At 70.0% G+C, this 21447-nt stretch carries 23 protein-coding genes; 11 read left to right on the top strand and 12 right to left on the bottom strand.

Translation table 11 applies throughout. The features are described 5' to 3' along the window. Nucleotides 1-34 precede the first annotated feature (34 nt). Nucleotides 35-1315 carry a citrate synthase gene (locus IWX63_RS01805; RefSeq protein WP_199276419.1) on the top strand — a complete coding sequence of 427 codons (1281 nt, stop codon included), beginning with the start codon at nt 35-37 and terminating at the stop codon, nt 1313-1315. An 81-nt stretch (nt 1316-1396) separates the two neighbouring features. Here IWX63_RS01805 and galE read toward each other — a convergent pair whose 3' ends face one another. Next, complete coding sequence (gene galE, locus IWX63_RS01800) at nt 1397-2422, bottom strand: UDP-glucose 4-epimerase GalE (RefSeq protein ID WP_199276418.1); 1026 nt, start codon at nt 2420-2422, stop codon at nt 1397-1399. 48 nt (nt 2423-2470) lie between these two features. Then, nucleotides 2471-4327, bottom strand: a complete 1857-nt coding sequence (locus IWX63_RS01795; protein WP_334685549.1) for a polysaccharide deacetylase family protein — start codon at nt 4325-4327, stop codon at nt 2471-2473. Between the two features lie 326 nt (nt 4328-4653). Here IWX63_RS01795 and IWX63_RS01790 point away from each other — a divergent pair, with 326 nt between their 5' ends. Next, nucleotides 4654-5268, top strand: coding sequence for a hypothetical protein (locus IWX63_RS01790; RefSeq protein WP_199276416.1), 615 nt, complete (start codon nt 4654-4656; stop codon nt 5266-5268). Between the two features lie 24 nt (nt 5269-5292). On the opposite strand, the gene IWX63_RS01785 is transcribed toward IWX63_RS01790, so the two are convergent. Continuing rightward, nucleotides 5293-6171, bottom strand: a complete 879-nt coding sequence (locus IWX63_RS01785; RefSeq protein ID WP_334685548.1) for a hypothetical protein — start codon at nt 6169-6171, stop codon at nt 5293-5295. Nucleotides 6172-6174: 3 nt separating this feature from the next. Next, nucleotides 6175-7152 carry a 2,3,4,5-tetrahydropyridine-2,6-dicarboxylate N-succinyltransferase gene (gene dapD, locus IWX63_RS01780; RefSeq protein ID WP_199276415.1) on the bottom strand — a complete coding sequence of 326 codons (978 nt, stop codon included), beginning with the start codon at nt 7150-7152 and terminating at the stop codon, nt 6175-6177. Between the two features lie 33 nt (nt 7153-7185). Between dapD and dapE the strand changes: the two genes are divergently transcribed. Continuing rightward, nucleotides 7186-8277, top strand: coding sequence for a succinyl-diaminopimelate desuccinylase (gene dapE / locus IWX63_RS01775; RefSeq protein ID WP_442859078.1), 1092 nt, complete (start codon nt 7186-7188; stop codon nt 8275-8277). Nucleotides 8278-8407: 130 nt separating this feature from the next. Here the strand turns inward: dapE and IWX63_RS01770 are convergent, their stop codons facing one another. The 4 genes from IWX63_RS01770 to IWX63_RS01755 all read right to left on the bottom strand — a co-directional run bounded on the left by IWX63_RS01770 (nt 8408) and on the right by IWX63_RS01755 (nt 11703). Further along, nucleotides 8408-9277, bottom strand: a complete 870-nt coding sequence (locus tag IWX63_RS01770; protein ID WP_199276414.1) for an amino acid ABC transporter permease — start codon at nt 9275-9277, stop codon at nt 8408-8410. Next, a complete protein-coding gene (locus IWX63_RS01765) occupies nt 9274-9951 on the bottom strand; it encodes an amino acid ABC transporter permease (protein WP_199276413.1) in 678 nt (225 codons plus the stop codon). The genes IWX63_RS01770 and IWX63_RS01765 overlap by 4 nt, the downstream gene beginning before the upstream one ends. 75 nt (nt 9952-10026) lie before the next feature. Further along, on the bottom strand, nt 10027-10869 hold the full coding sequence (locus tag IWX63_RS01760) for a glutamate ABC transporter substrate-binding protein (RefSeq protein ID WP_199276412.1): 843 nt from the start codon (nt 10867-10869) through the stop codon (nt 10027-10029). 57 nt (nt 10870-10926) lie between these two features. Continuing rightward, complete coding sequence (locus IWX63_RS01755; RefSeq protein ID WP_199276411.1) at nt 10927-11703, bottom strand: amino acid ABC transporter ATP-binding protein; 777 nt, start codon at nt 11701-11703, stop codon at nt 10927-10929. Nucleotides 11704-11855: 152 nt separating this feature from the next. Here IWX63_RS01755 and IWX63_RS01750 point away from each other — a divergent pair, with 152 nt between their 5' ends. From IWX63_RS01750 to IWX63_RS01730, 5 genes are all read left to right on the top strand, one after another. Next, entirely contained in the window at nt 11856-12755 is a 900-nt protein-coding gene (locus tag IWX63_RS01750; RefSeq protein ID WP_199276410.1) for a TIGR00730 family Rossman fold protein, read from the top strand. A 25-nt stretch (nt 12756-12780) separates the two neighbouring features. Then, nucleotides 12781-13191, top strand: coding sequence for a DivIVA domain-containing protein (locus IWX63_RS01745; RefSeq protein WP_199276409.1), 411 nt, complete (start codon nt 12781-12783; stop codon nt 13189-13191). Next, nucleotides 13188-13841, top strand: coding sequence for a DNA-3-methyladenine glycosylase I (locus tag IWX63_RS01740; protein ID WP_199276408.1), 654 nt, complete (start codon nt 13188-13190; stop codon nt 13839-13841). The genes IWX63_RS01745 and IWX63_RS01740 overlap by 4 nt, the downstream gene beginning before the upstream one ends. Then, a complete protein-coding gene (locus IWX63_RS01735) occupies nt 13838-15061 on the top strand; it encodes a hypothetical protein (protein WP_334685547.1) in 1224 nt (407 codons plus the stop codon). The genes IWX63_RS01740 and IWX63_RS01735 overlap by 4 nt, the downstream gene beginning before the upstream one ends. Nucleotides 15062-15224: 163 nt before the next feature. Further along, nucleotides 15225-15404: a DUF3117 domain-containing protein gene (locus tag IWX63_RS01730; protein WP_199276407.1), complete on the top strand. Its 180-nt coding sequence runs from the start codon at nt 15225-15227 to the stop codon at nt 15402-15404. A 17-nt stretch (nt 15405-15421) separates the two neighbouring features. On the opposite strand, the gene IWX63_RS01725 is transcribed toward IWX63_RS01730, so the two are convergent. Next, entirely contained in the window at nt 15422-16060 is a 639-nt protein-coding gene (locus IWX63_RS01725; protein ID WP_043441015.1) for an O-methyltransferase, read from the bottom strand. A gap of 275 nt (nt 16061-16335) precedes the next feature. Between IWX63_RS01725 and sigE the strand changes: the two genes are divergently transcribed. The 3 genes from sigE to IWX63_RS01710 are packed head-to-tail and all read left to right on the top strand — an operon-like array spanning nt 16336 to nt 18410. Then, entirely contained in the window at nt 16336-16983 is a 648-nt protein-coding gene (sigE, locus tag IWX63_RS01720) for an RNA polymerase sigma factor SigE (RefSeq protein ID WP_199276406.1), read from the top strand. Between the two features lie 5 nt (nt 16984-16988). Next, complete coding sequence (locus tag IWX63_RS01715) at nt 16989-17972, top strand: anti-sigma factor family protein (RefSeq protein WP_199276405.1); 984 nt, start codon at nt 16989-16991, stop codon at nt 17970-17972. 33 nt (nt 17973-18005) lie between these two features. Beyond that, nucleotides 18006-18410: a Sec-independent protein translocase TatB gene (locus tag IWX63_RS01710; RefSeq protein ID WP_199276404.1), complete on the top strand. Its 405-nt coding sequence runs from the start codon at nt 18006-18008 to the stop codon at nt 18408-18410. Between the two features lie 29 nt (nt 18411-18439). On the opposite strand, the gene IWX63_RS01705 is transcribed toward IWX63_RS01710, so the two are convergent. Genes IWX63_RS01705 through IWX63_RS01695 form a run of 3 tightly spaced genes read right to left on the bottom strand, consistent with a single transcriptional unit; the run spans nt 18440 to nt 21439 of the window. Continuing rightward, nucleotides 18440-19570, bottom strand: coding sequence for an Mrp/NBP35 family ATP-binding protein (locus IWX63_RS01705; RefSeq protein WP_334685546.1), 1131 nt, complete (start codon nt 19568-19570; stop codon nt 18440-18442). After that, complete coding sequence (locus tag IWX63_RS01700) at nt 19567-20166, bottom strand: DUF1003 domain-containing protein (RefSeq protein WP_199276403.1); 600 nt, start codon at nt 20164-20166, stop codon at nt 19567-19569. Before IWX63_RS01700 ends, IWX63_RS01705 begins: the two co-directional genes overlap by 4 nt. Beyond that, nucleotides 20159-21439 (bottom strand): magnesium transporter MgtE N-terminal domain-containing protein, encoded by a 1281-nt coding sequence (locus IWX63_RS01695; RefSeq protein WP_199276402.1) that lies wholly within the window; start codon nt 21437-21439, stop codon nt 20159-20161. Before IWX63_RS01695 ends, IWX63_RS01700 begins: the two co-directional genes overlap by 8 nt. Nucleotides 21440-21447: the final 8 nt, after the last annotated feature.

Raw genomic sequence — 21447 nt, 5'->3', positions numbered from 1 at the left:
CGATGACCGCGCTCCAGCTCCTGAAGGAGAATCAATGACCGAGCAGAATGCCTCACTGCACTACGATGGCGGCGAACTCAGCCTGCCGCTCGTACGCGCAGCCGAGGGCAACCACGGCTACGACGTGTCGAAACTGCTGAAGCAGACGGGCCAGGTCACCTTCGACCCCGGCTTCATGAACACCGCGGCCACGACCTCGGCGATCACCTACATCGACGGCGACGCGGGGATCCTGCGCCACCGCGGGTACCCGATCGAAGAACTCGCGAAGAACTCCAGCTTCCTCGAGGTCTCCTACCTCCTGATCTACGGGAACCTGCCGACGCCGGAGGAGCTGACGGGCTTCGACGGACGCATCCGCCGGCACACCCTGCTGCACGAGGAGCTCAAGGGCTTCTTCGGAGGCTTCCCGCGGGACGCCCACCCGATGCCCGTGCTGTCCTCCGCCGTCTCGGCGCTGTCCACCTTCTACCAGGACTCGCTCGATCCGTTCGACGACGAGCAGGTGGAGCTCTCGACCTTCCGCCTCATGGCGAAGCTGCCCGTCATCGCCGCCTACGCGCACAAGAAGTCGATCGGCCAGCCGATGCTGTACCCGGACAACTCCATGAACCTGGTCGAGAACTTCCTGCGGCTCTCCTTCGGCCTGCCCGCCGAGCCGTACGACCTCGACCCCATGATGGTGAAGGCGCTGGATCTCCTGCTCATCCTGCACGCCGACCACGAGCAGAACTGCTCGACGTCGACCGTGCGCCTCGTGGGCAGCTCCAACGCGAACATGTTCGCCTCCGTGTCCGCCGGGATCAACGCGCTCTTCGGCCCGCTGCACGGCGGCGCCAACGAGGCCGTGCTGAACATGCTCCGCGACATCAAGGCCCAGGGCATGCAGCCCGAGGCCTTCATGGAGAAGGTCAAGAAGAAGGAAGACGGCGTGAAGCTCATGGGCTTCGGGCACCGCGTCTACAAGAACTACGATCCGCGCGCGAAGATCGTCAAGGCCACGGCCCACGACATCCTCAGCAAGCTCGGCGGCAACGACGAGCTGCTCGACATCGCGATGCGGCTCGAGGAGAAGGCCCTCGCCGATGACTACTTCATCGAGCGGAAGCTCTACCCGAACGTGGACTTCTACACGGGCCTGATCTATAAGGCCATGGGCTTCCCGGAGAAGATGTTCACCGTCCTCTTCGCGATCGGTCGCCTCCCGGGCTGGATCGCCCAGTGGCGCGAGATGATGCAGGACCCGCAGACGAAGATCGGCCGTCCGCGCCAGCTGTACACGGGTGAGGGCGAGCGCCACTACCCCGCGAGCTGACCCGCACCGGTCCCGCCCGGCTGAACGACGGCCGCCCACCTCCATGAGGTGGGCGGCCGTCGACGTCGGTGCAGGGGCGGGTCAGTTCCCGCCGGCGGAGGCGTAGCCCTGCGGGTTGTTCTTCTGCCAGCGCCAGTGGTCCTCGCACATCTCCGCGAGGGTCCGGGTCGCCGACCAGCCGAGGTCGGCGAGGGCCGACGACGGGTCGGCGTAGCTGACCGCGGAGTCGCCCGGCCGGCGGGGAGCGAACTCGTAGGGGATGTCGCGGCCCGCCGCCGCGGAGAACGCCCCGAGGACCTCGAGGACCGAGGAGCCGTTGCCCGTGCCGAGATTCCAGGTGTGCACCCCGCCGCGGGCGACGAGGTAGTCGAGGGCGGCGAGGTGGCCCTGGGCCAGGTCCACTACGTGGATGTAGTCGCGCACCCCGGTGCCGTCCGGCGTGGGGTAGTCGTTGCCGAAGACCATGACCTTCTCGCGGCGGCCCACCGCCACCTGGGCCACGAACGGCAGGAGGTTGTTGGGGATGCCCGTGGGGTCCTCGCCGATGGTGCCCGAGGAGTGTGCGCCGACGGGGTTGAAGTACCGCAGCAGCGCGATGTTCCAGCGGGGGTCCGCGGCACCGAGGTCCGTCAGGATGTCCTCGATCTGCTCCTTCGTGCGTCCGTAGGGGTTCACCGCGTCGAGGGGGAGCTTCTCGGTCAGGGGCACCTCCTCGGAGGCGCCGTAGACCGTCGCCGACGAACTGAAGACCAGGGTGCGCACGTCGGCGTCGTCCATGACCCGCAGCAGGTTCAGGGTGCCGCCGACGTTGTTGTGGTAGTAGTACAGCGGCTTCTCCACCGACTCGCCGACCGCCTTCAGGCCCGCGAAGTGGATGACGGCGTCGACCTTCTCCTCGGCGAAGATGGCACGCAGCCGGGGTTCGTCGAGGAGGTCGGCCCGGTGGAAGGTCGGTGTGCGCCCGGCGAGGGCTGCGACGCGTTCGAGCGAGGTCTCCGTGGAGTTCAGCAGGTTGTCGACGACGACGACGTCGTGGCCGTGGTCGAGCAGGGTCAGGACGGTGTGCGAGCCGATGTAGCCGCTGCCTCCGGTAACGAGTATTTTCACGCTCCCATCCTAGGTGCTTCCCTGTGGGTGGAACGCGCTGCGACGAGCCTAGAGCGGCGGCGCCCCGACGGTGTCGTACATGGCGTAGTCGTCCGTGGTGACGGTCCCGTTGCCGAACAGGCTCATCCCGAAACTGATCGCTGTGGCGCCGGCGGGCAGGCCCGGTGTGGTGAGACTCGCCTGGGTGTAGGTGCCGGCCGGGGCCAGCCAGGGTCCGGAGGTCCAGTACACCCACGTGCCGGCGGAGTTGCGGTAGTAGAGCGCCAGCTGGGTGACGGCGCTGGAGGTGTACCAGGCGCGCACCGAGTAGGTCCGGCCGGCGACGGCCTTCGGCGCGCACGTCCCGGTATCCAGCAGGGGCATCAGCTTCGCGTCCCCGCTGGCGTAGTTCGTGATCGTGAGCTTCTCGGCCTTGGTACCCGTGCGTGCGGCGGGCACGGTACTGAACACCGGGGTGTTGGTGCCGAATCCGGCCGCCTGCCAGCACTGGGGGAAGGTGCCCGACCCGGCGGTCTCGAGGCTCGGGTTCTGGACGAGGTTGGTTCCGGCCGCCGGGGGCGGCGGGGTCGGGACGCTGGCGACGTCGAACATCTCGTAGTCGTCGGTGGTCAGGGTGCCGTTGCTGAACAGGTTCAGGCCGAAGCTGAGCCCGTTGGCGCCCGCAGGCAACGGGGGCGTCGTCCAGGTGGCCTTCTGGAAGGTGCTGGACGGCGCGAACCAGGGGCTGGAGGTCCAGTACTTCCAGGACCCGACCCCGGTGCGGTAGTAGAGGGCGAACTGGGTGTTCGCGGTGGATTTGTACCAGGCGCCGAGGTTGTAGGTACGTCCCGCCGTGGCCGACGGTGAACACCCGCCGAGGTCCAGCGCCGGCAGCAGCTTCGCGTCGCCGTCCACGTATCCGCTCACCACCAGTCGTTCCGCCCTGGCGCCGGTGCGGCCGGCGACGACGGAGAAGGTGCGGGTGTTGGTCCCGTAGCCCCCCTCGTTCCAGCACTGCGGCACACCGTTGGTGAGCGTCTCGAGTCCCGGGTTCTTCACGAGGTTCCCTCCCACCGGCGGAGGGGGGACGGCCGGACCGGCGACCGCCGGCTTGACCGTTCCACCGATGACCTGGTCCACGGTCCTCACGGTCGTGGTCGACGGCCTGGTCTTCAGCCACGCGGCGAACTGGTCGAACAGGGCCGGGGTGACCGCCAGCGGATCGGTGGCGGGACTCGCGAAGCGGTGGAAGGTGAGCTGCATCCAGCCGCCCACCGATTCGGCCCGCGTCACGGCGTTCTGCAGGTCCGCGAGCGTCCAGGTGTTCTCGACCTGGTCCGGGGCGGCGGTGTTCCATGGGTTCGCCGGGGGGATCCGCTCGGCCAGGGGGCAGCCGGCGCAACTGAACCGCGTCTGGATGTCCCCGAGCCCGCGGGCACTGTTGTACCCGCAGTTCTTCGCGATCGTCTCGACCGCAGGGGTGCTCGAGGCGAACGGATAGGCGAAGCTCGTGGTGCGGAAGCCCCAGGTGGTGAGGTTGACGCGGTCGTTGCAGATCTGGCGGGTCGCCTCGGCGGACGGCAGGGTGACCAGGTCGGGATGGGTCACGGTGTGGCCGCCGATCTCGTGTCCCGCGGCGGCCAGCGTCCGGAGGTCGGACAGCGACAGGAAGCCCGCCGTGTCGATGGTCCCCGAGTTGACGTAGAACGTCCCCTTGAGTCCGTACCTGTTCAGGGTCTGGGCCGCGATGAGCTGGTCGGCGTTGCCGTCGTCGAACGTCAGGCTGACCACGGTGGGTCCGGCCGCCTGAGCGGCCGGCGCGGAGACGATGCCCGCGCCCGTGACCGCCATGGCCAGAGCCAGCAGGCCCGTGGCCGCCCGCCTGGCCCAGGACGTCCGGCGGGGCCGCCGGCTGGGCGTGGACATGGATCCTGATGAGGGTGTCATGGCATCTGGCTCTTTTCCGAACGGGGGCTTCCGGCCTCGCGTCGTGCGGGATCAGCGGTTCGGACAACCTGCCCGCCGCCGGTGGGGGGAGCTTCAGGGGCGCGAGACGGCCCACTCTACGTCGCCCCCGTACCGGCCGGACCAGCTCGGACTACCCGTTCTTCGGGCGGCGACACTCGGTCCGGTGCCTGCAGCGGAGGGTCCGTCCGCCGGGCCCGGGCCCGGGCCTGCCACCGATGCCTCTGGAGCAGCCGGGATCTTGGGCTTACTGTAGAAGTGAACCCGACCGGCTCCGAAGGAGGCCCATGTCGCACGCCGAATCCGGCTACAGCGCGTACTTCACGGTGGACACCTCGGAAGTGCTGCTCGTGGCGCTGTACCTCAGGGATTGTGCGGGGCTGCAGGGTACCGGCCGACCGGCCCTTCCGCCCCTGCTCCCCACCGTGCGGAGGGTCGAGACACGGCGCCTGACCCGGCCGGTGGGTGGACGGGCGACGCTGCGCGTCGAGTGGGAGGCCTGGTGGCACAGCCTGCTCCAGCACCGCGTGACGGACGCGGAGTTGCCGCTTCCTCCGCTGTTCGAGGCGCTGGACGGCATGGCGGCGCTGAAGGCCCTGCTGCGGGCGCACTTCGGGACCGCGATGGACTGGGCGGCGGAGCGATGCGCCGAGTACGCCCTCCGCGCCGGGGCCAGGGGTGCGGACAGCATGGATCACCTGCTCGCGCGGATCATCCAGGAACGCGAGTTCGAACTGGGGCGGCCGGCCCGCCCCTTCACGCTCGAGGTCGTCGAACTGCCGCTCGGTGGCCGGCGGGCCTGGTGGGTGGAACCGGACAAGCTCCTGACGTGCCAGGACCTGTTCGACGACGAGCACTCCTTCCGCAGCTACGTGGAGCCGATCATCAGGGTGCTCGCCTGAGTCCGGGACGCCTCGCGCCGTGGATCAGGGTGTCGCCCCCGCGACGGTGATGCTCACCGTCCCGGCTTCCGTCGTGGTCGACGACCAGCCGCCGTCCGCCCGGACCCACTCGAGCCCGGAGAACGCGACCGAGGTGATCTGCAGGGCGGATGCGTTCGCGACCGCCCACTGCGCGACGGCCCAGCCCGTGGTGTCCGCGGCGTCCAGCGTGAGGCGGGTCCCGTCCACCGTCCCGCCGAGCGGACCGAAGACCTCCTCGGCCGCGATCGGGACGGCGAGCGGGTCGCCGGCGGCGGAGGGCTCGCGGAGTGTGCAGTCCAGGGCTGCGGGTGAGTGACCGGTCAGCGCGGAGGCGAACGCGCGGCCTTCCGGCTCGTGGTCGGCGTACGCCGTCGGGTAGGCGGAGCGCTGGACCGTCTGGGCGGCCTCGGTGATCGGCAGCGTCTCGTACCCCGGGATCCTGACCAGGGCGTCGTAGAAGGCGCCCGCGGCGTAGACGGGGGTCATGATCTGCTCCTCCGTCCCCCAGCCCTGCGAGGGGCGCTGCTGGAACAGTCCCCGGGAGTCCGGTCCGGCGTCGTCCCCGTAGTCGATGTTCTCCAGCCGGGACTCCTGGATCGCCGTCGCGATGGCGATCGACGCCGCGCGGGCCGGCAGCCCCCGGCTCACGGCGACCGCCGAGATGAGGGCGGCGTTGCCGGTCTGCTCCGGGGTGAGTTCGAAGGTGTCCGCTCCCACGGTCGCGCTGCACCGCTCCCGGACCAGGACCTCGCTCTCGTCCAGTTGGTGGACGGCGATGGCGGTACCGCCGACGACGACGACGGCGAGTCCGGCGAGCATGGCACCGGTACGGAGCCGCCGCCGTCGGCGCCGGACGGCGGCCGACGGGGTCCGCGGGGCCATGCGCTAGTTGGCGTGCAGGGCAGGGTTGAGGGCGATGCCCTCGCCGCTGCGGGGACGGGCTTCGACGGCTCCGGTGGCGGAGTTGCGCAGGAAGAGGATGCCGGGCTCCCCGGAGAGCGTCGTGGCCTTGACGAGCGTCCCGTCCTGCAGCGTCACCTTGGTGCCCGCCGTGAGGTAGAGCCCGGCCTCGACGACGCAGTCGTCCCCGAGGGAGATCCCGACGCCGGACTCGGCGCCCAGCAGGCACCGCTCGCCGATGGTGATGCGTTCCTTCCCGCCGCCCGAGAGCGTCCCCATGATCGAGGCTCCTCCGCCGATGTCCGAGCCGTCCCCCACGACGACCCCTGCCGAGATCCGGCCCTCGACCATCGAGTGGCCGAGGGTCCCCGCATTGAAGTTCACGAAGCCCTCGTGCATCACGGTGGTGCCGTCGGCGAGGTGGGCGCCGAGGCGGACACGGTCGGCATCGGCGATCCGCACGCCTGCCGGGACCACGTAGTCGACCATGCGCGGGAACTTGTCGACGCCGTGGACGGCCACGGGACCCCGGGCACGCAGCGCGGCCCGGACCGTCTCGAATCCGTCCACGGGGACCGGCCCGTAGTTGGTCCACACCACGTTCGCCAGCAGCCCGAAGATGCCGTCGAGGGAGATGGTGTTCGGCTGCACGAGCCGGTGGGAGAGGAGGTGGAGCCTCAGGTACGCGTCCTCGGTCCCGGCGGGGGCGACGTCGAGGTCCACGGTCAGGTCGACGACCCGCTGCGTGACGTGCCGGGCGTCGTCCACGCCGGACTCCGCCAGCGCCTCCAGCGTGTCCCGCAGGTCGGCAGCCGCGGCGTCGTCCATTCCGGGCTCGCCGATCCAGGGTGCGGGGTACCAGGTGTCCAGGACGGTCCCGTCGGTGGCGACGGTGGCGAGGCCGAGGCCTCCGGCCGGCCGCCGGGAAGCGGACATGGACGGGCTGGGCGTAGGAGCAGTCATGGGTGCAAGTCTACCGAGCGATAGTGTTGCAGCATGATGCCCACCCCCTCCACGGCCCTCGATCCGACCTCCGACGTAGCCCTCCTGACCGCGCGACTGCTCGACGTCGAGAGTGTCTCCGGCAACGAGGCGGGCATCGCGGACGCCATCGAGCAGGCCCTGCGGCGCCTGGACCACCTGGAGGTGGTGCGCGACGGCGACTGCGTCATGGCGAGGACCAGCCTCGGACGGTCCGAGCGGGTCATCCTCGCCGGGCACATCGACACCGTGCCCCTCCCCACGGCTCCCGGCTCGCGGGGGACGGTGCCGTCCGCCTGGGACGGCGATGTCCTGTACGGACGGGGAGCCACCGACATGAAGGGCGGCATCGCCGTCCAGCTCGCGCTCGCGGCAGCCCTCACCGAGCCCACGCGGGACATCACGTTCATCTTCTACGACCACGAGGAGGTCGAGGCGTCCCTCAGCGGACTCGGCCGGGTGGCGGCGTCCTACCCCGGGTGGCTGGCGGCGGACTTCGCGGTGCTCCTGGAACCGACGGACGGCACCGTGGAGGGCGGCTGCAACGGCACCGCGCGCTTCGACGTCCGGGTCACCGGCAAGGCGGCGCACTCGGCGCGCGCCTGGCGGGGTGTCAACGCGATCCACGGTGCCGCCGAGGTCCTCGTCCGTCTGCGGGACCACGCGCCGGCCACCGTCCACGTGGACGGCCTGGACTACAGGGAGAGCCTCAACGCGGTGATGGTCACCGGTGGCACGGCCGGCAACGTCATCCCGGACAGCGCGGTGATCGAGGTGAACTACCGCTTCGCCCCGGACAAGACGCCGGAGCAGGCCGAGGAGTACGTCAGGGCGCTGCTCGAGGGGTTAGACGTCGAACGGACCGATGTGGCGGCCGGGGCGCGGCCGGGCCTGCAGCACCCCGCTGCGGCCGCGTTCGTCGCGGCCGTCGGCGCGGACCCGAAGCCGAAGTACGGCTGGACCGACGTCGCGCGGTTCAGCGCGCTCGGGGTGCCGGCGGTCAACTTCGGGCCCGGCGATGCCCTCCTCGCGCACACGGACGACGAGCACGTCCACGCCGACGCCATCCGCGCATGCCTGGGCGCCCTGATGACCTGGCTGTCCTGACCCGGCCGTCCTGACCCTCCGTCCTGGCTGTCCGTCCGGACCCGCGTCGCCCCGGCGTACCGCCCGGTCCGCCGACGACGAAGGACCCGGCATCCGCCGGGTCCTTCGTCGTTGCTGCTGCTGGGACGGCTCAGGTGGAGGCCGCGTCCAGGGCGATCGCCCCCTCCGCGACGGGCTTGCGGCCCTTGGTCCTGAAGCTCAGGAGCACGGAGAGCCGGGTCGCGAGGGTGGACAGCCCGAAGTTGATGATGATGAAGATCGTGGCGGCGACCATCAGCGAAGGGATGATGTTGCCCTCGCCGACCCCTAGCCGGCGCATGTACTGCAGGAGTTCGGGGTACGTGATGATGAAGCCGAGCGCCGAGTCCTTCAGGATCACCACGAACTGGCTGATCAGGGCGGGCAGCATGGCGATGAGGGCCTGCGGCACCTCGATGCTGCGCAGCGACTGGTTGGCCGTGAGGCCGATGGCCATGCCCGCCTCGCGCTGTCCACTCGGCAGTCCCTCGACCCCCGACCGGACCAGTTCCGCGATCACGGAGCCGTTGTAGAGCGTCAGGGCGATGACCACCGCGATGAGCGGCGCATTCTCGGGCTGTACCGCACCCGAACTGCCGAGTGCCAGCCAGAAGAAGATCATCATCAGCAGCACGGGGACGGCACGCAGGAACTCGACGACGACGCCGGCGACCCACCGGACGGGTGTCAGGTGCGAGAGCCGGCCCACGCCGAAGATCAGGCCGAACACCACCGAGGTGACGATGGCGATCGCAGCGGCCTTCAGCGTGTTGGCGAGCCCCGGGAGGATGAAGAACTCCCAGGTCCTGGACTCGAGGAAGGGTGTCCACATGCTCGCCTCGAGCTGACCCTTCTCCGCCAGCGTCGAGACGATCCAGGCGAGGATGCCGAGACCGACCAGCACGCCCACGATGTTGCCGATCAGGATGTTCCGGCGTGCGCGGGGACCCGGGGCGTCGAAGAGGACCTGCTGCGCGCTCATCGTGCCACCGCCAGTTTCCGTGAGGCCCAGGTGGTCAGCAGTCCGATCGGGATCACCAGGACCACGAAACCGAGGGCGAAGGTGAAGAAGATGGGGATCACCAGGTCCGAGCGGAACTCGATCATGGTCTTCATGAGGCCTGAGGCCTCGGTGGCCACCGAGCCCGCTGCGGCGACCGTCGAATTCTTGATGAGGGCGATCAGCACGTTCCCGAGAGGCGCGATGGCCCCGCGGAAGGCCTGGGGGAGGATGATGAGGCGCGCCGCCGGGAGGAAGCTCAGGCCGATGGCCCGTGCGGCCTCGGCCTGTCCGAGCGGGACGGTGTTGACGCCGCTGCGGATCGCTTCGCACACGAAGGCCGCGTGGTACACGGACAGGCCCACGATGGCGATGCGGAACAGGCTGGCGTTCAGGTCGGCCGCGAGGCTGATCTGCATGACGGAGAACAGTCCGAGGAAGCCGAAGGCCAGGATGATGGTCAGCGGCGTGTTGCGGAAGATGTTCACGTACGCCGCGCCGAACCACTGCAGGCTCGGGATGGGGGAGATGCGGAACAGGGCCAGCACCGTGCCGATGGCGAGCGCCCAGATGGCGGCCCAGAACGACAGTTGGATGTTGACCCAGAACGCGGCGAGCACGTCATAGGTCTCGAACAGCGACAGGTAGTCCTCCACGGTTCACCTCTTTCCTGGTGGGGACATGGCATTGGCGGGGTGGTCCGGGGGACCACCCCGCCAATGGGGGCGATGCTAGGCGCAGGGCTCCGGCGTGGGCGGGTTCAGCTCCGCGTTGAAGGTGTAGTCGGCACCCTCGGTGTTGCTGGTGATCGCCTCTTCCCAGGCGCCGTCGTCGATCATCTTCGTGATCGCCGCGTTGATGTCCTCGCACCTGTCGCTGCCCTTGGGCAGGCCGACCCCGTACTTCTCCTCGGAGAACGTGTTGCCGACGACCTTGAACTTGCCGGCGTTGGACTCCTGCGCGGCGAGGCCGGCGAGGATGATGTCGTCGGTGGTGACGGCGTCGATCTGGCCGCCGCCCATCGCCGTGACGCACTCGGCGTAGCCGGGCTGCTCGACGAGCTGCACGCCCGGGTACTGGTCCTTGATCTTCTGGGCCGACGTCGAGCCCGTGACCGAGCAGAGGTTCTTGCCCTCCAGGTCCTCGGGGCCCATGATGTCGCTGTCCGTCGGGACGAGGAGGTCCTGGCCGGCGACGAAGTAGGGTCCCGCGAAGTCCACGGTCTCCTTGCGGGTGTCGGTGATCGAGTACGTCGCGAAGATCATGTCCACCTGGTTGTTGGACAGCAGGTTCTCGCGGTTCGCGGACGGCGCCTCGACGAACTCGATGTTCTCCTCGGACACCCCGAGCTCGCCCGCCACGTACTTCGCGACGTCGACGTCGAAGCCGGAGTAGGAGCCGCCCTCGTCGTAGCCGAGGCCCGGCTGGTCGAACTTGATGCCGATGCGGAGGCTCTCGCCGCCGCCGCTCTCACCGCCGCCCTCGGTCTCGGCGCTCTCGCCGCCGCCACAGGCGGACAGTGTGAGTGCGGCAATCGCAGCCACCGCGGCTGCTGCGTATCGGGTGTTTCGCATTGGTTCTCCTTGCGTCGCGGCCTCGGAAGGCCCTCGTGGGTTCTGGCGGTGCGGGGGTCAGTGCGAGAGGATCTTGCCTAGGAAGTCCTTGGCACGATCGCTCTGCGGATTCGTGAAGAACTCCTCGGGCGTGGCCTCTTCCATGATCTGGCCGTCGGCCATGAAGATCACGCGGTCGGCGGCGCGGCGGGCGAAGCCCATCTCGTGGGTCACGACGATCATGGTCATCCCCTCCTTCGCGAGGGCGACCATCGCGTCGAGGACCTCGTTGATCATCTCCGGGTCGAGGGCGGAGGTCGGTTCGTCGAACAGCATCACCTTCGGTTTCATGGCGAGGGCCCGTGCGATGGCCACGCGCTGCTGCTGGCCGCCGGACAGCTGGGCGGGGAGCTTCTGCGCCTGGTTGTCGACGCCGACGCGCTTCAGCAGCGACATCGCGAGCTCCTTGGCCTCGCCGCCCTTCATGCCCCGGACCTTGATCGGACCGAGGGTCACGTTCTCGAGGATCGACTTGTGCGCGAAGAGGTTGAACGACTGGAACACCATGCCGACGTCGGCGCGCAGGTGCGCGAGGGCCTTGCCCTCCGCGGGGAGCACCTTGCCGTCGATGGCGATCTCGCCGTCGTCGATGGTCTCGAGGCGGTTGATGGCGCGGCACAGGGTCGACTTCCCGGACCCGGAGGGCCCGATGACCACCACGACCTCTCCGCGGCCGACCTCGAGGTTGATGTCGCGCAGGACGTGGAGATCCCCGAAGTGCTTGTTCACGTTCTTGAGCGAGACGAGGGGGCTTCCCGAGGACGCGGGCGTAGTCGGTTGCGGTTCACTTGTCATGGGAGAAATGTAGCGAACTATTCCTCTCCAGCAATACACCCGGGTGTAATGGGGATGATTGTGATTCAAGTGCAATCAGTGCCCTGTATGTTGCCTCGGGATATTGCTGCGGGCCTCCCCTGACTGCCCGGAGCATTGGTTAGCCTAGGACAATGTCTCACTCCCAGCAGCCCCCGGCCGGTGCTCACCCCGGGCCCTCCATCGCGGACGACGGCGCGGTGCAGGCGGCGCACGCCGGTCCCGCCGCGCAGGCCCCGGACGGCACAGCCCGTGCGCGCGCGAACGGCGCACCTGCCCGGCCTGCCCGCCGCAAGGGTCCGGTGGAACTGCGGCGGGGCCAGGCGGCCGCTCCGCAGTCCGACAACATGCTGCTGGACTCCGATCCCGGCGGCGGCTTCACCCGCACGGATCCGTGGCGCGTGCTGCGCATCCAGAGCGAATTCGTCGAGGGATTCGGCACGCTGGCCGATCTCGGCCCGGCCATCAGCGTGTTCGGGTCGGCGCGCACGCCGCGGGACTCGCCTTTCTACGCGATCGGCCAGGAGGTGGGTCGGCGACTCGCGGACTCCGGGTACGCCGTCATCACCGGGGGAGGGCCCGGCGCCATGGAGGCCGCGAACAAGGGTGCGTGCGAGGCGGGCGGGGTATCGGTGGGTCTCGGCATCGAACTGCCCTTCGAGCAGGGCATGAACGAGTGGGTGGATCTCGGGATCAACTTCCGGTACTTCTTCGCGCGCAAGACGATGTTCGTCAAGTACGCCAACGGGTTCATCGTGCTGCCGGGTGGTTTCGGCACCCTCGACGAGCTGTTCGAGGCGATGACCCTCGTCCAGACCGGCAAGGTCACCTCCTTCCCGATCGTGCTCATCGGCGTCGACTACTGGCGCGGGCTCCTCGACTGGGTGGAGGGCACCCTGCTCGCCGAGGGGACCATCTCGGAGAAGGACCTCTCGCTGCTGCAGCTCGTCGACACGGCCGAGGAGGCCGTGCGGATCGTCGCGGCCTCGTCGGGGCACGACCGAACCCCGAGTGCTGCGTCCGGGCACCGCTGAGAGGCGACTCTGGCACCATTACGGTGTGACTATCTTCCTGGTGATCCTCGCCGTCCTGCTCGTGGGAGGAACCGCAATCCTCGCGTCGGGGCGCCCGCTTCCGGCGCCGCTCCGGCGGTTCGGCGCCGTTGCCCGGACGGGCTCGGGTGCCCACCCGGCCGACGGGCAGCCGGGCGACGACGGCGGCAGGGACGCACCGTCCCGGCAGGACGGCCTCGGGCTGGTCGAGCCGGTGGCGAGCCTGCCCCCCGTCCTGCTGCCCGAGTACCCCTCCGCGCCGGACGTCGACGCCGTGCGGTTCGGCCTCGGCCTCCGCGGCTACCGCATGGACCAGGTGGACGAGGTGCTCGACCGGCTGGCGGCGGCCCTCGCCGAGCGGGACGCCCTCATCGGAGCGCTGCGCTCGCAGCTCGCGGCGCAGGACGCCCGACGATGAGCGGGGCGGTCCCCGGCTCCGACGGCCGGCTGCGGTGCGGCTGGGCGGTCTCCAGCGTCGACTACGAGCGGTACCACGACCTCGAATGGGGCCGCCCCGTCCGGGACGAGGCCGGACTCTTCGAACGGCTGAGCCTCGAGGCCTTCCAGTCCGGCCTCAGCTGGATCACCATCCTGCGGAAACGGGACGCGTTCCGCAGCGCCTTCGCCCACTTCCTCCCCGAGGCGGTGGCGGCGTTCGACGAGCACGACGTCGAGCGGCTCATGGCCGACGCCGGGATCGTCCGGAACCGGCAGAAGATCGATGCGACGATCGCCAATGCCAGGGCCCTGCTCGCACTCCCGGAGGGCACCACGCTCGGCGCGGTCCTCGGGCGTCACCGCCCCGGGCCGGGCCCTGCCCCCGCCACCCTCGCCGACGTCCCGGCGATCACGACCGAGAGCACGGCACTGGCCCGCGACCTCCGCGGCCTCGGCTTCCGCTTCGTCGGCCCGACGACGGCGTACGCCATGCTGCAGGCCACGGGGTACGTCGACGACCACCTGCAGGACTGCTGGATCCGCGCCTCCGCGGGAGAGACCATCGAGGCGGGGCCGGCCGCGGACGCCGGCGTGGATGTCAGGACTGCGTCCGACGACGGCGCCGCGTGAGCCGGACGAGGTCCGCCGCGACCGCCGCCACCGCGCGGCCGGTCCGGCTGCAGGTCCACTGGGTCCTGCAGGTGCTGGCGGTCTTCTGCGCCGGTCGCCTCGTGTCGACCGCGATCTTCCTGCTCGCCGCGACACGCCAGGGTCCCAGCCCGTGGTCCGGCCCTGCACCCGGGTACGGCGCGTTCATCAGCTTCTGGGACAGCGGCTGGTACGAACGCATCTTCCTGGAGGGCTATCCGTCCGAACTGCCGCGGGATGCACTGGGCGTCGTCAGCCACAACCAGTGGGCGTTCCACCCGCTCTACCCGGGACTGGTCCGCGGCCTGGCTGCGGTCACCGGCCTGGGGTGGGGGACCCTCGCCCCGGTGGTCTCGGTGGTCGCGGCGGCGGCGGCGTCGCTCGTCATCTACCGCCTGTTCAGGCTGCGGTCGGACCATCGGACGGCGCTCGCGGGGGTCGCCGTCGTGTCCTTCGCCCCCGTCGCGGCCATCCTGCAGGTGCCGTATGCGGAGTCGCTCCACCTGCTGCTGCTGGCCTCGGCGCTGTACCTCGTCTCGAGCGGCCGGTACTACGCAGCCATGCCCGTCGTCGTGCTCATGGGCCTGGCACGCCCTGCGGGGGTGCCCTTCGCGATCGCGACGGGGATCCTGTTCCTCCACGCGCTGTGGACTGCGCGCCGGGCGGGTGATCCGGGCGTACGCAGCGACGCGGCGGGACGCATGCTCCCGCTGTTCCTGCTCGGCGTGGTCTCGTCCGTCGCGGCGGTCGCCTGGCCGCTCATCGCCTGGGCTGCGACGGGCCAGTACACGGCCTACGTCGCGACGGAGACGGCCTGGCGGGGCGAGACCTTGGTGCCGTTCGTGCCCTGGTTCGAGGCTCCGGCCGCCGTCGTCGGGCCCGCGGCGGGGGCGCTCGTGGTTGCCGCCCTCGTCATCGGGGCGATCGGGATGTTCCTGGCTCCGTCCGTGCGCTCGATCGGTCTCGTGCCCGGCGCCTGGTGCGCCGGATACCTGCTTTACCTCGCCGCGTTCTGGGACCCGCAGTCGAGCACCTGGCGCATCCTGCTGCCACTGTTCCCCCTGGCGCTCGCTGTCGCGACTCTGCGCAGGGGGCGCCTCCTCTGGGTGCTCCTGCCGGTGTGCGTGGTGCTCCAGTTCCTGTGGGTGGACTGGCTGTGGGCGTGGACCCCGACCCGCCCGGACGGGGATTATCCACCCTGAGTGTGATCCACGCCGCACCTGAATTAGCAGGTGCAGGACTTGTGCTGAATAATAAAGGTGATGACGTGCACATCGGGGCCCTGTACAGGTCGCTGCGGTGGAGCACCGTTTACTGTTGCGCTGCCGCTGATCGCGGTCGCGCCCTGTTGAAAGGGACACCCCCATGGCTGCCATGAAACCGCGTACCGGCGATGGACCGATGGAAGTCACCAAGGAGGGGCGCAGCCTCATCATGCGGGTGCCGATCGACGGCGGCGGACGCCTCGTGGTCGAACTCAACGCCGAGGAGGCAAGCCGCCTCAAGGACTGCCTGCTCGACGTCACGAACCAGCTCGCGCGCTAGGTACCGGGCCCGCGCCGTCAGGCGCGTTGCTTGACCGCCAGGAGGAGTCCGCTGCCGGTGGGCAGGAGCGCCGACACGAGGGCATCGTTCTCGCGGACCATCCGGCCGACCTGACGCAGGGTGTTGGTCGACTGCTCGCGCACGGCGGGCTCCGCCACGCGGTCCTGGTCCAGCGCGTCATTGACGATCATGATGCCGCCGTCCTTCAGGAGGCGTGTGGCCTGCTCCACGTACGCGGGGAGGCCCGGCTTGTCGGCGTCGATGAACACCAGGTCGTAGGCCGCATCGGTGAGGCGGGGGAGTACGTCCGCTGCGCGGCCCGAGATGGTCCGCGTGCGGTTCGAGGGGATGCCCGCCTCCGCGTAAGCCTCCCGCGCGGCACGGAGGTGGTCCACGTCGGAGTCGATGGTCGTCAGGACGGCGTTCCGGCCCAGGCCGCGCAGCAGGCAGACTCCGGAGACACCCGCGCCTGCGCCGACCTCGACGGCCGTCGTGGCCTTGGACGCGGCTGCGAGGACGGTGAGTGCCGCCCCGACGGCCGGCGTCACCGGGGTCACGCCGAGCTCGTGCGACCGGTCGCGCGCCCTGAGCAGGGTGTCGTCCTCCTCCGGGAGTCCTTCGGTGTAGGACCAACTGCTGTGTTTGTCGGCGGCCATGGACATCCATTCTGTGAGCGCGGGAGATTGAGGGGGCCATCGGCAGGCCGGAGCCCCGCCCCAACACTACTGTGCGGCGCGGGCGCACTTCCATGCCGGGACCGGGTAGGGCGCCGCCCCGGCGCCGCCCTGCCAGCGAGTTCCCAGCTTGGTGGGAAAGACTTTTTCCTCGGGACATCCGGCGCGAGCACAGTCTCGAATCCCTGACACCACCGTTCGAGCCCCACGGCTCCGGGCGGCGCAGGTCCGGAAGTCGAGGCGAAGAGGGGAACAAGATGTCCAGTGTGAAGGCGGCCCAGGCAGCCGGGGAGGCCATCCCCGCGGCGGAGGCGCCGATCCTCGACGAGCATGGCAACCCCTGGGTTGCGCCGTCGTGGGAAGAAGTCGTCACCAACTACTCGCCCAAGGTCTACCGGTTGGCCTACCGGCTCACCGGCAACAGGTTCGACGCCGAGGACCTCACCCAGGAGGTCTTCGTCAGGGTCTTCCGGTCACTCGCGAACTTCAAGCCGGGCACGCTGGACGGGTGGCTGCACCGCATCACCACGAACCTGTTCCTCGACCAGGCGCGCCGCAAGACGCGCATCCGCTTCGACGGCCTGACGGAGGAAGCGGAGAGCCGCCTGCCCAGCAAGCACCCGGGCCCCGAGCGCAGCTTCGAGTTCAACAACCTCGACATCGACGTGCAGGCTGCCCTGGAGGAACTGCCGCCGGACTTCCGCGCGGCCGTGGTGCTCTGTGATCTCGAAGGCCTGGCGTACGACGAGGTGGCCCGGGTGCTCGGGGTCAAGCTCGGCACCGTCCGCTCGCGCATCCATCGGGGCAGGACGATGCTGCGGGAGAAGCTCGCCCACATGGACCCCCGCACGGCAGGCAAGAGCGGTTCCGCCCTGGGGGTCCCACGGATCGCGGGCCTGGGCTGAAAGCGATGCTCCATCCCCATCGTTCCCTCCAGGACCTCGTGGACGGTGAGCTGACCGATCGACGGCGCATCGCCGTGGAACGGCACGTCTCCCGCTGTTCGTCCTGCGCGGCCGCCCTCGTGCGGATCCGCGGACTGAAGAGCACGCTGCTCGGCCTGAACCGTCCGCACCCGCACCCGGACTTCCAGCGCAGTCTGCTCTCGTCCGGAGCCGGACGCTCCCCGGAGCCCCGCACCCTCCCTGCGGGCTCGAGTGCGGTCTTCGTGCGTGACCACCACGAGCGCGCCGACCCCCGTCGACGCCGTCACCCGGTCCTCGCCGCCGCCGGCGGCTCCGCCGTGGTCGCCGTCGCCATCCTCGCCTCAGCCTACGTGGTGGGCGCAGAGGCCCGACCGGTGGCGGCGGCCCCCTCGAGCGGGACGGCGGCGTTGCAGTCGGGCTGGGAATCGGTCGCGCCCCAGACGCCCACCTATCTCGACACGGACCAGCTCGAGACGCTGCGGGCCGGCGGCTGGTACTGCCCGGAACTCGAGGCCCTCGGATTCACGCTGCAGAGCGCGGAGGGCATCACCGTAGGCGGACGGCCCACCCTCGAACTGGTCCTCGAGAACGACGGCGACACGGTGACCGTCTACGAGCAGCGGAAGGTCGGCGGCACGAGTGTGGACCGGCGGGCTGCCCCGGCGCCCGTCAACGCCGTGACCGGCAACAGCGTGGCGTCGGACGGCTTCGAGCACATCGGTGGTGCGGACCGGGATGTCTGGGTCCGTGCCGGCGCCCCCTGGCAGGCGGTCCTCGATTCGCCGTCGGTCACGTACACGGTGGTCTCGGACCTCCCCCCGGCCGCCATGCCGAAGACTCTCATCCAGCTGGTCACCACGGAGCACGCGCAGCTATCCCTCGCCCCGCAGGCGCAGGAGGACTCGATGGTGGAACGCATCATCCGAGGCCTGTCGATGATCACCGACCCCCAGGACGACGTCGGATAGGTCCGGCACGGGACGGGAAGGTAGTCTTTTCACGTGTTGGGAATCAACGGTCTCGAACTCGTGGTCCTGGCCCTGATCGCCGTGATGGTGCTCGGGCCGGAGCGCCTTCCGGAGTACGCTGCCCAGCTCGCCCGCCTCGTGAAGGGGCTCCGCCGCATGGCGAGTGGGGCTCGGGAGCAGCTCCGTGAGGAAGTGGGCCCCGAACTCGACGAGGTGGACTGGCGGAAGCTCGATCCGCGTCAGTACGACCCCCGCCGCATCATCAAGGAAGCGCTGCTCGACGACGTCGAGGACGCCTTCAAACCCCTGAGCGACGGCGCCCCCAGGGCTGTTCCGCCGGCTGCGGCGTCCGCCGCCGTCCGCCCGGCCCTCTCCGCTCCGCTCGGCCCCCGGCTCTCGGCGGGCCAGCCCGCACCGTACGACCTCGAGGCCACCTAGGGCCGTTCCCGACACCTGCCCCGCAGGCGTCAGTGGACGCTGACCGGAAGTCTCAGTCCCGCCAGGCCGCGCGGCCGCCGGGCGAGGGCGGACGCGATGGACCTCAGTTCCGCGCCGGCCGCCGAGTCGTGCTCCTGCAGGACGAGCGGCGTACCGGCGTCGCCGCCCTCGCGGAGGGCCACATCGAGCGGGATGCTGCCGAGCAGCGGGATCGTGGAGTCGAGCGTCGTCGACAGCCGCGCTGCGACAGCACTGCCACCACCGGCACCGAACAGCTCCAGCCGCGTCCCGTCGGGCAGTTCGAGCCAGGACATGTTCTCGATGACACCCGCGACACCCTGCCCGGTCTGCGCCGCCATGGCGCCGGCCCGTTCGGCGACGTCAGCGGCAGCGCTCTGCGGTGTCGTGACGACCAGGAGTTCGGAGGACGGGAGCAGTTGCGCGACGGAGATCGCGATGTCACCGGTGCCCGGGGGGAGATCCAGGAAGAGTGCGTCGAGGTCGCCGAAGTACACATCCGTGAGGAACTGCTCGAGGGCGCGGTGCAGCATCGGTCCGCGCCAGGAGATGGGCTGGTTGCCCTCGACGAACATACCGATGGAGATGACCTTCACGCCGTGGGCGACAGGCGGCAGGATGAGCTCGTCCACCCGCGTGGGCTGCTGCGTGATGCCCATGAGGGCGGGGACGGAGAACCCGTAGACGTCGGCGTCCACGATGCCCACGCGCAGTCCCTGCGCGGCCATGGCGACGGCGAGGTTGACCGTGACGCTCGACTTGCCGACGCCGCCCTTGCCGCTCGCCACCGCGTAGACCCTCGTGAGCGATTCCGGATCGTTGAAGGGGATGCCGCGCCGGCCACCCGCACCCTTCAGCTGCTCCTTCAACGTATCGCGCTGTCCCTGGTCCATGACCCCGAGAGCCACCTCGACGGCGTCCACGCCGTCGACGGCGGAGAGTGCAGCCTCGGCGTCGTGCGTGATGGTGTCGCGCAGCGGGCAGCCCGCGATGGTCAGCAGGACGCGGATGCGCACGGTCCGTCCGACGATCTCCACGGACTCGAGCATGCCGAGCTCGGTGATGGGGCGGCGGAGTTCGGGATCGATGACCGTGGCCAGGGCCGAGCGCACGGCCTCCTCGGTGGGCAGGTCGCGGCTCACCGGGACGATTTCCTCCCGGCGGACTGGACCTTCGGCAGGGCGACCGTGGCCTCGGACGGCTTCCGCGGCTTCCTCTTCTGCAGCGTGAGTTCCTGCCCGTCCGTCGTCTCGAGCAGTTCCTCGAGGATGGAGCGGAGCTCCGAGCGCACATAGTCGCGCGTGGCGACCTCGCGCAGCGCGATACGGAGCTCCGCGATCTCCCGGGTCAGGTACTCGGTGTCGGACAGGTTCCGTTCGGCCCGCTGGCGGTCCTGCCGCAGCGAGACCCGGTCGCGGTCGTCCTGACGGTTCTGTGCGAGCAGCAGCAGGGGTGCAGCGTAGGAGGCCTGCAGGGACAGCATCAGCGTGAGCGCGGTGAACCCGAGCGCCGCGTTGTCGAAGCGGACGTCCTCCGGCGCGAAGCTGTTCCAGCACAGCCAGAGGATGCAGAACACGGTCATGTACAGCAGGAACTGGGGCGTGCCCATGAAGCGGGCGAAGTTCTCGGTCGCGCTGCCGAAGCGGTCGGGGTTGGGCCGCGGCCTCAGGAGGAAGCGCTTCCGCACCACCCGGGGCGTGTCCAGTCCACGCGAACTCGACCTGATCTTCTCAACCACGGCGGTCGCCTCGCTTCTGTCCCGGTGCGTCGTCCTGCGCCCGCCAGTCGTCGGGCAGCAGGTGGTCCAGCACGTCGTCGACGGTCACGGCGCCGACGAGCCGGCCCTCCGTGTTGACGACGGGCAGCGAGTTGAGGTTGTAGGTCGCGAGGATGCGCGACACCTCGCTGACATTCGACTGGTCACCGATCGCCTCGAGATCGGTGTCGATGATGTTGCCGAGCGGCTCCGGCGGGGGATAGCGCAGCAGCTGCTGGATGTGCACGACCCCCAGGTAGCGGCCGGTCGGCGTCTCGAGGGGCGGGCGGCACACGAAGATCGAGGACGCGAGCGCGGGGGTCAGCTCTTCGCGCCGCACATGGGCGAGGGCCTCGGCGACGGTCGCCTCCGGAGACAGGATCACCGGCACGGTGGTCATGAGGGAACCCGCGGTGTCCTCCTCGTACTCGAGCAGGCGGCGCACGTCCTCGGCGTCGTCGGGCTCCATGAGCTGGAGCAGCTCTTCCTTCTGCGCCTCTGGGAGCTCGTTGAGGAGATCGGCGGCGTCGTCGGGGTCCATCTCCTCGAGGACGTCGGCCGCCCGCTCGCGCGTCAGCGACGTCAGGATCTGGACCTGGTCGTCGTCGGGCAGTTCCTGCAGCACGTCGGCGAGCCGGTCGTCCTGCAGTTCGCCCGCCACCTCGATGCGCCGCTTGTCGGTCATCTCGTGCAGCGCGTCCGCGAAGTCGGCAGCCTTGAGGTCGTCGTGCTGCGCGACGAACTGGGTGGCTCCCTGCGGTTCGTCCGTGGTGCCGTGGAAGGCGTCGAGCCAGTCGATGATGAGCCGTTCGCCGCCGCGGCGCAGCCCGCGCAGGGCCGACGAGCCGCCGCGGCGCACGAAGAGCTGCGACACGTGCCAGTCGCCCGTACGGTTGCGCTCCATCGCGACGTCCTCGACGACGGCGTTCCCGCTCCCGTCGCGCAGGGTCAGGCGGCGGTCGAAGAGTTCGGCGACCATGAGCATCTCCGCGCCGCGCTGCTCGAAGCGGCGCAGGTTGACGAGGCCGGTGCAGATGATCTGTGACGGGTCCATGGAGGTGATGCGCGTCATGGGCACGAAGACGCGCTTCTTGCCGGGGACCTCGACGACGAGGCCGATGACCTGCGGCGGTTTGGCCGGACCGCGATCGAGCACGACGGCGTCCCGCAGGCGGCCGAGACGGTCGCCGAGCGGATCGAAGACATCGAGGCCCAGGAGCCGGGCGACGAAGACGCGGGTCGAGTTGGTAGTCACCTCCCTAG

The sequence above is a fragment of the Arthrobacter sp. CAN_A2 genome (assembly GCF_015752045.1).
Lineage (GTDB): Bacteria > Actinomycetota > Actinomycetes > Actinomycetales > Micrococcaceae > Arthrobacter_D.
Note: the sequence above shows the minus strand (reverse complement) of the source record. Positions and strands in the feature narration are given on the sequence as shown.

What these genes read in the sequence shown, in the direction of transcription:
- IWX63_RS01805 (WP_199276419.1), top strand. Translation starts at nt 35, where the DNA reads ATGACCGAGCAGAATGCCTCACTGCACTACGATGGCGGCGAACTCAGC.
- IWX63_RS01795 (WP_334685549.1), bottom strand. Translation starts at nt 4,327, where the DNA reads ATGTCCACGCCCAGCCGGCGGCCCCGCCGGACGTCCTGGGCCAGGCGG.
- IWX63_RS01790 (WP_199276416.1), top strand. Translation starts at nt 4,654, where the DNA reads ATGTCGCACGCCGAATCCGGCTACAGCGCGTACTTCACGGTGGACACC.
- IWX63_RS01785 (WP_334685548.1), bottom strand. Translation starts at nt 6,171, where the DNA reads ATGGCCCCGCGGACCCCGTCGGCCGCCGTCCGGCGCCGACGGCGGCGG.
- dapD (WP_199276415.1), bottom strand. Translation starts at nt 7,152, where the DNA reads ATGACTGCTCCTACGCCCAGCCCGTCCATGTCCGCTTCCCGGCGGCCG.
- dapE (WP_442859078.1), top strand. Translation starts at nt 7,186, where the DNA reads ATGATGCCCACCCCCTCCACGGCCCTCGATCCGACCTCCGACGTAGCC.
- IWX63_RS01770 (WP_199276414.1), bottom strand. Translation starts at nt 9,277, where the DNA reads ATGAGCGCGCAGCAGGTCCTCTTCGACGCCCCGGGTCCCCGCGCACGC.
- IWX63_RS01760 (WP_199276412.1), bottom strand. Translation starts at nt 10,869, where the DNA reads ATGCGAAACACCCGATACGCAGCAGCCGCGGTGGCTGCGATTGCCGCA.
- IWX63_RS01755 (WP_199276411.1), bottom strand. Translation starts at nt 11,703, where the DNA reads ATGACAAGTGAACCGCAACCGACTACGCCCGCGTCCTCGGGAAGCCCC.
- IWX63_RS01750 (WP_199276410.1), top strand. Translation starts at nt 11,856, where the DNA reads ATGTCTCACTCCCAGCAGCCCCCGGCCGGTGCTCACCCCGGGCCCTCC.
- IWX63_RS01740 (WP_199276408.1), top strand. Translation starts at nt 13,188, where the DNA reads ATGAGCGGGGCGGTCCCCGGCTCCGACGGCCGGCTGCGGTGCGGCTGG.
- IWX63_RS01730 (WP_199276407.1), top strand. Translation starts at nt 15,225, where the DNA reads ATGGCTGCCATGAAACCGCGTACCGGCGATGGACCGATGGAAGTCACC.
- IWX63_RS01725 (WP_043441015.1), bottom strand. Translation starts at nt 16,060, where the DNA reads ATGGCCGCCGACAAACACAGCAGTTGGTCCTACACCGAAGGACTCCCG.
- sigE (WP_199276406.1), top strand. Translation starts at nt 16,336, where the DNA reads ATGTCCAGTGTGAAGGCGGCCCAGGCAGCCGGGGAGGCCATCCCCGCG.
- IWX63_RS01715 (WP_199276405.1), top strand. Translation starts at nt 16,989, where the DNA reads ATGCTCCATCCCCATCGTTCCCTCCAGGACCTCGTGGACGGTGAGCTG.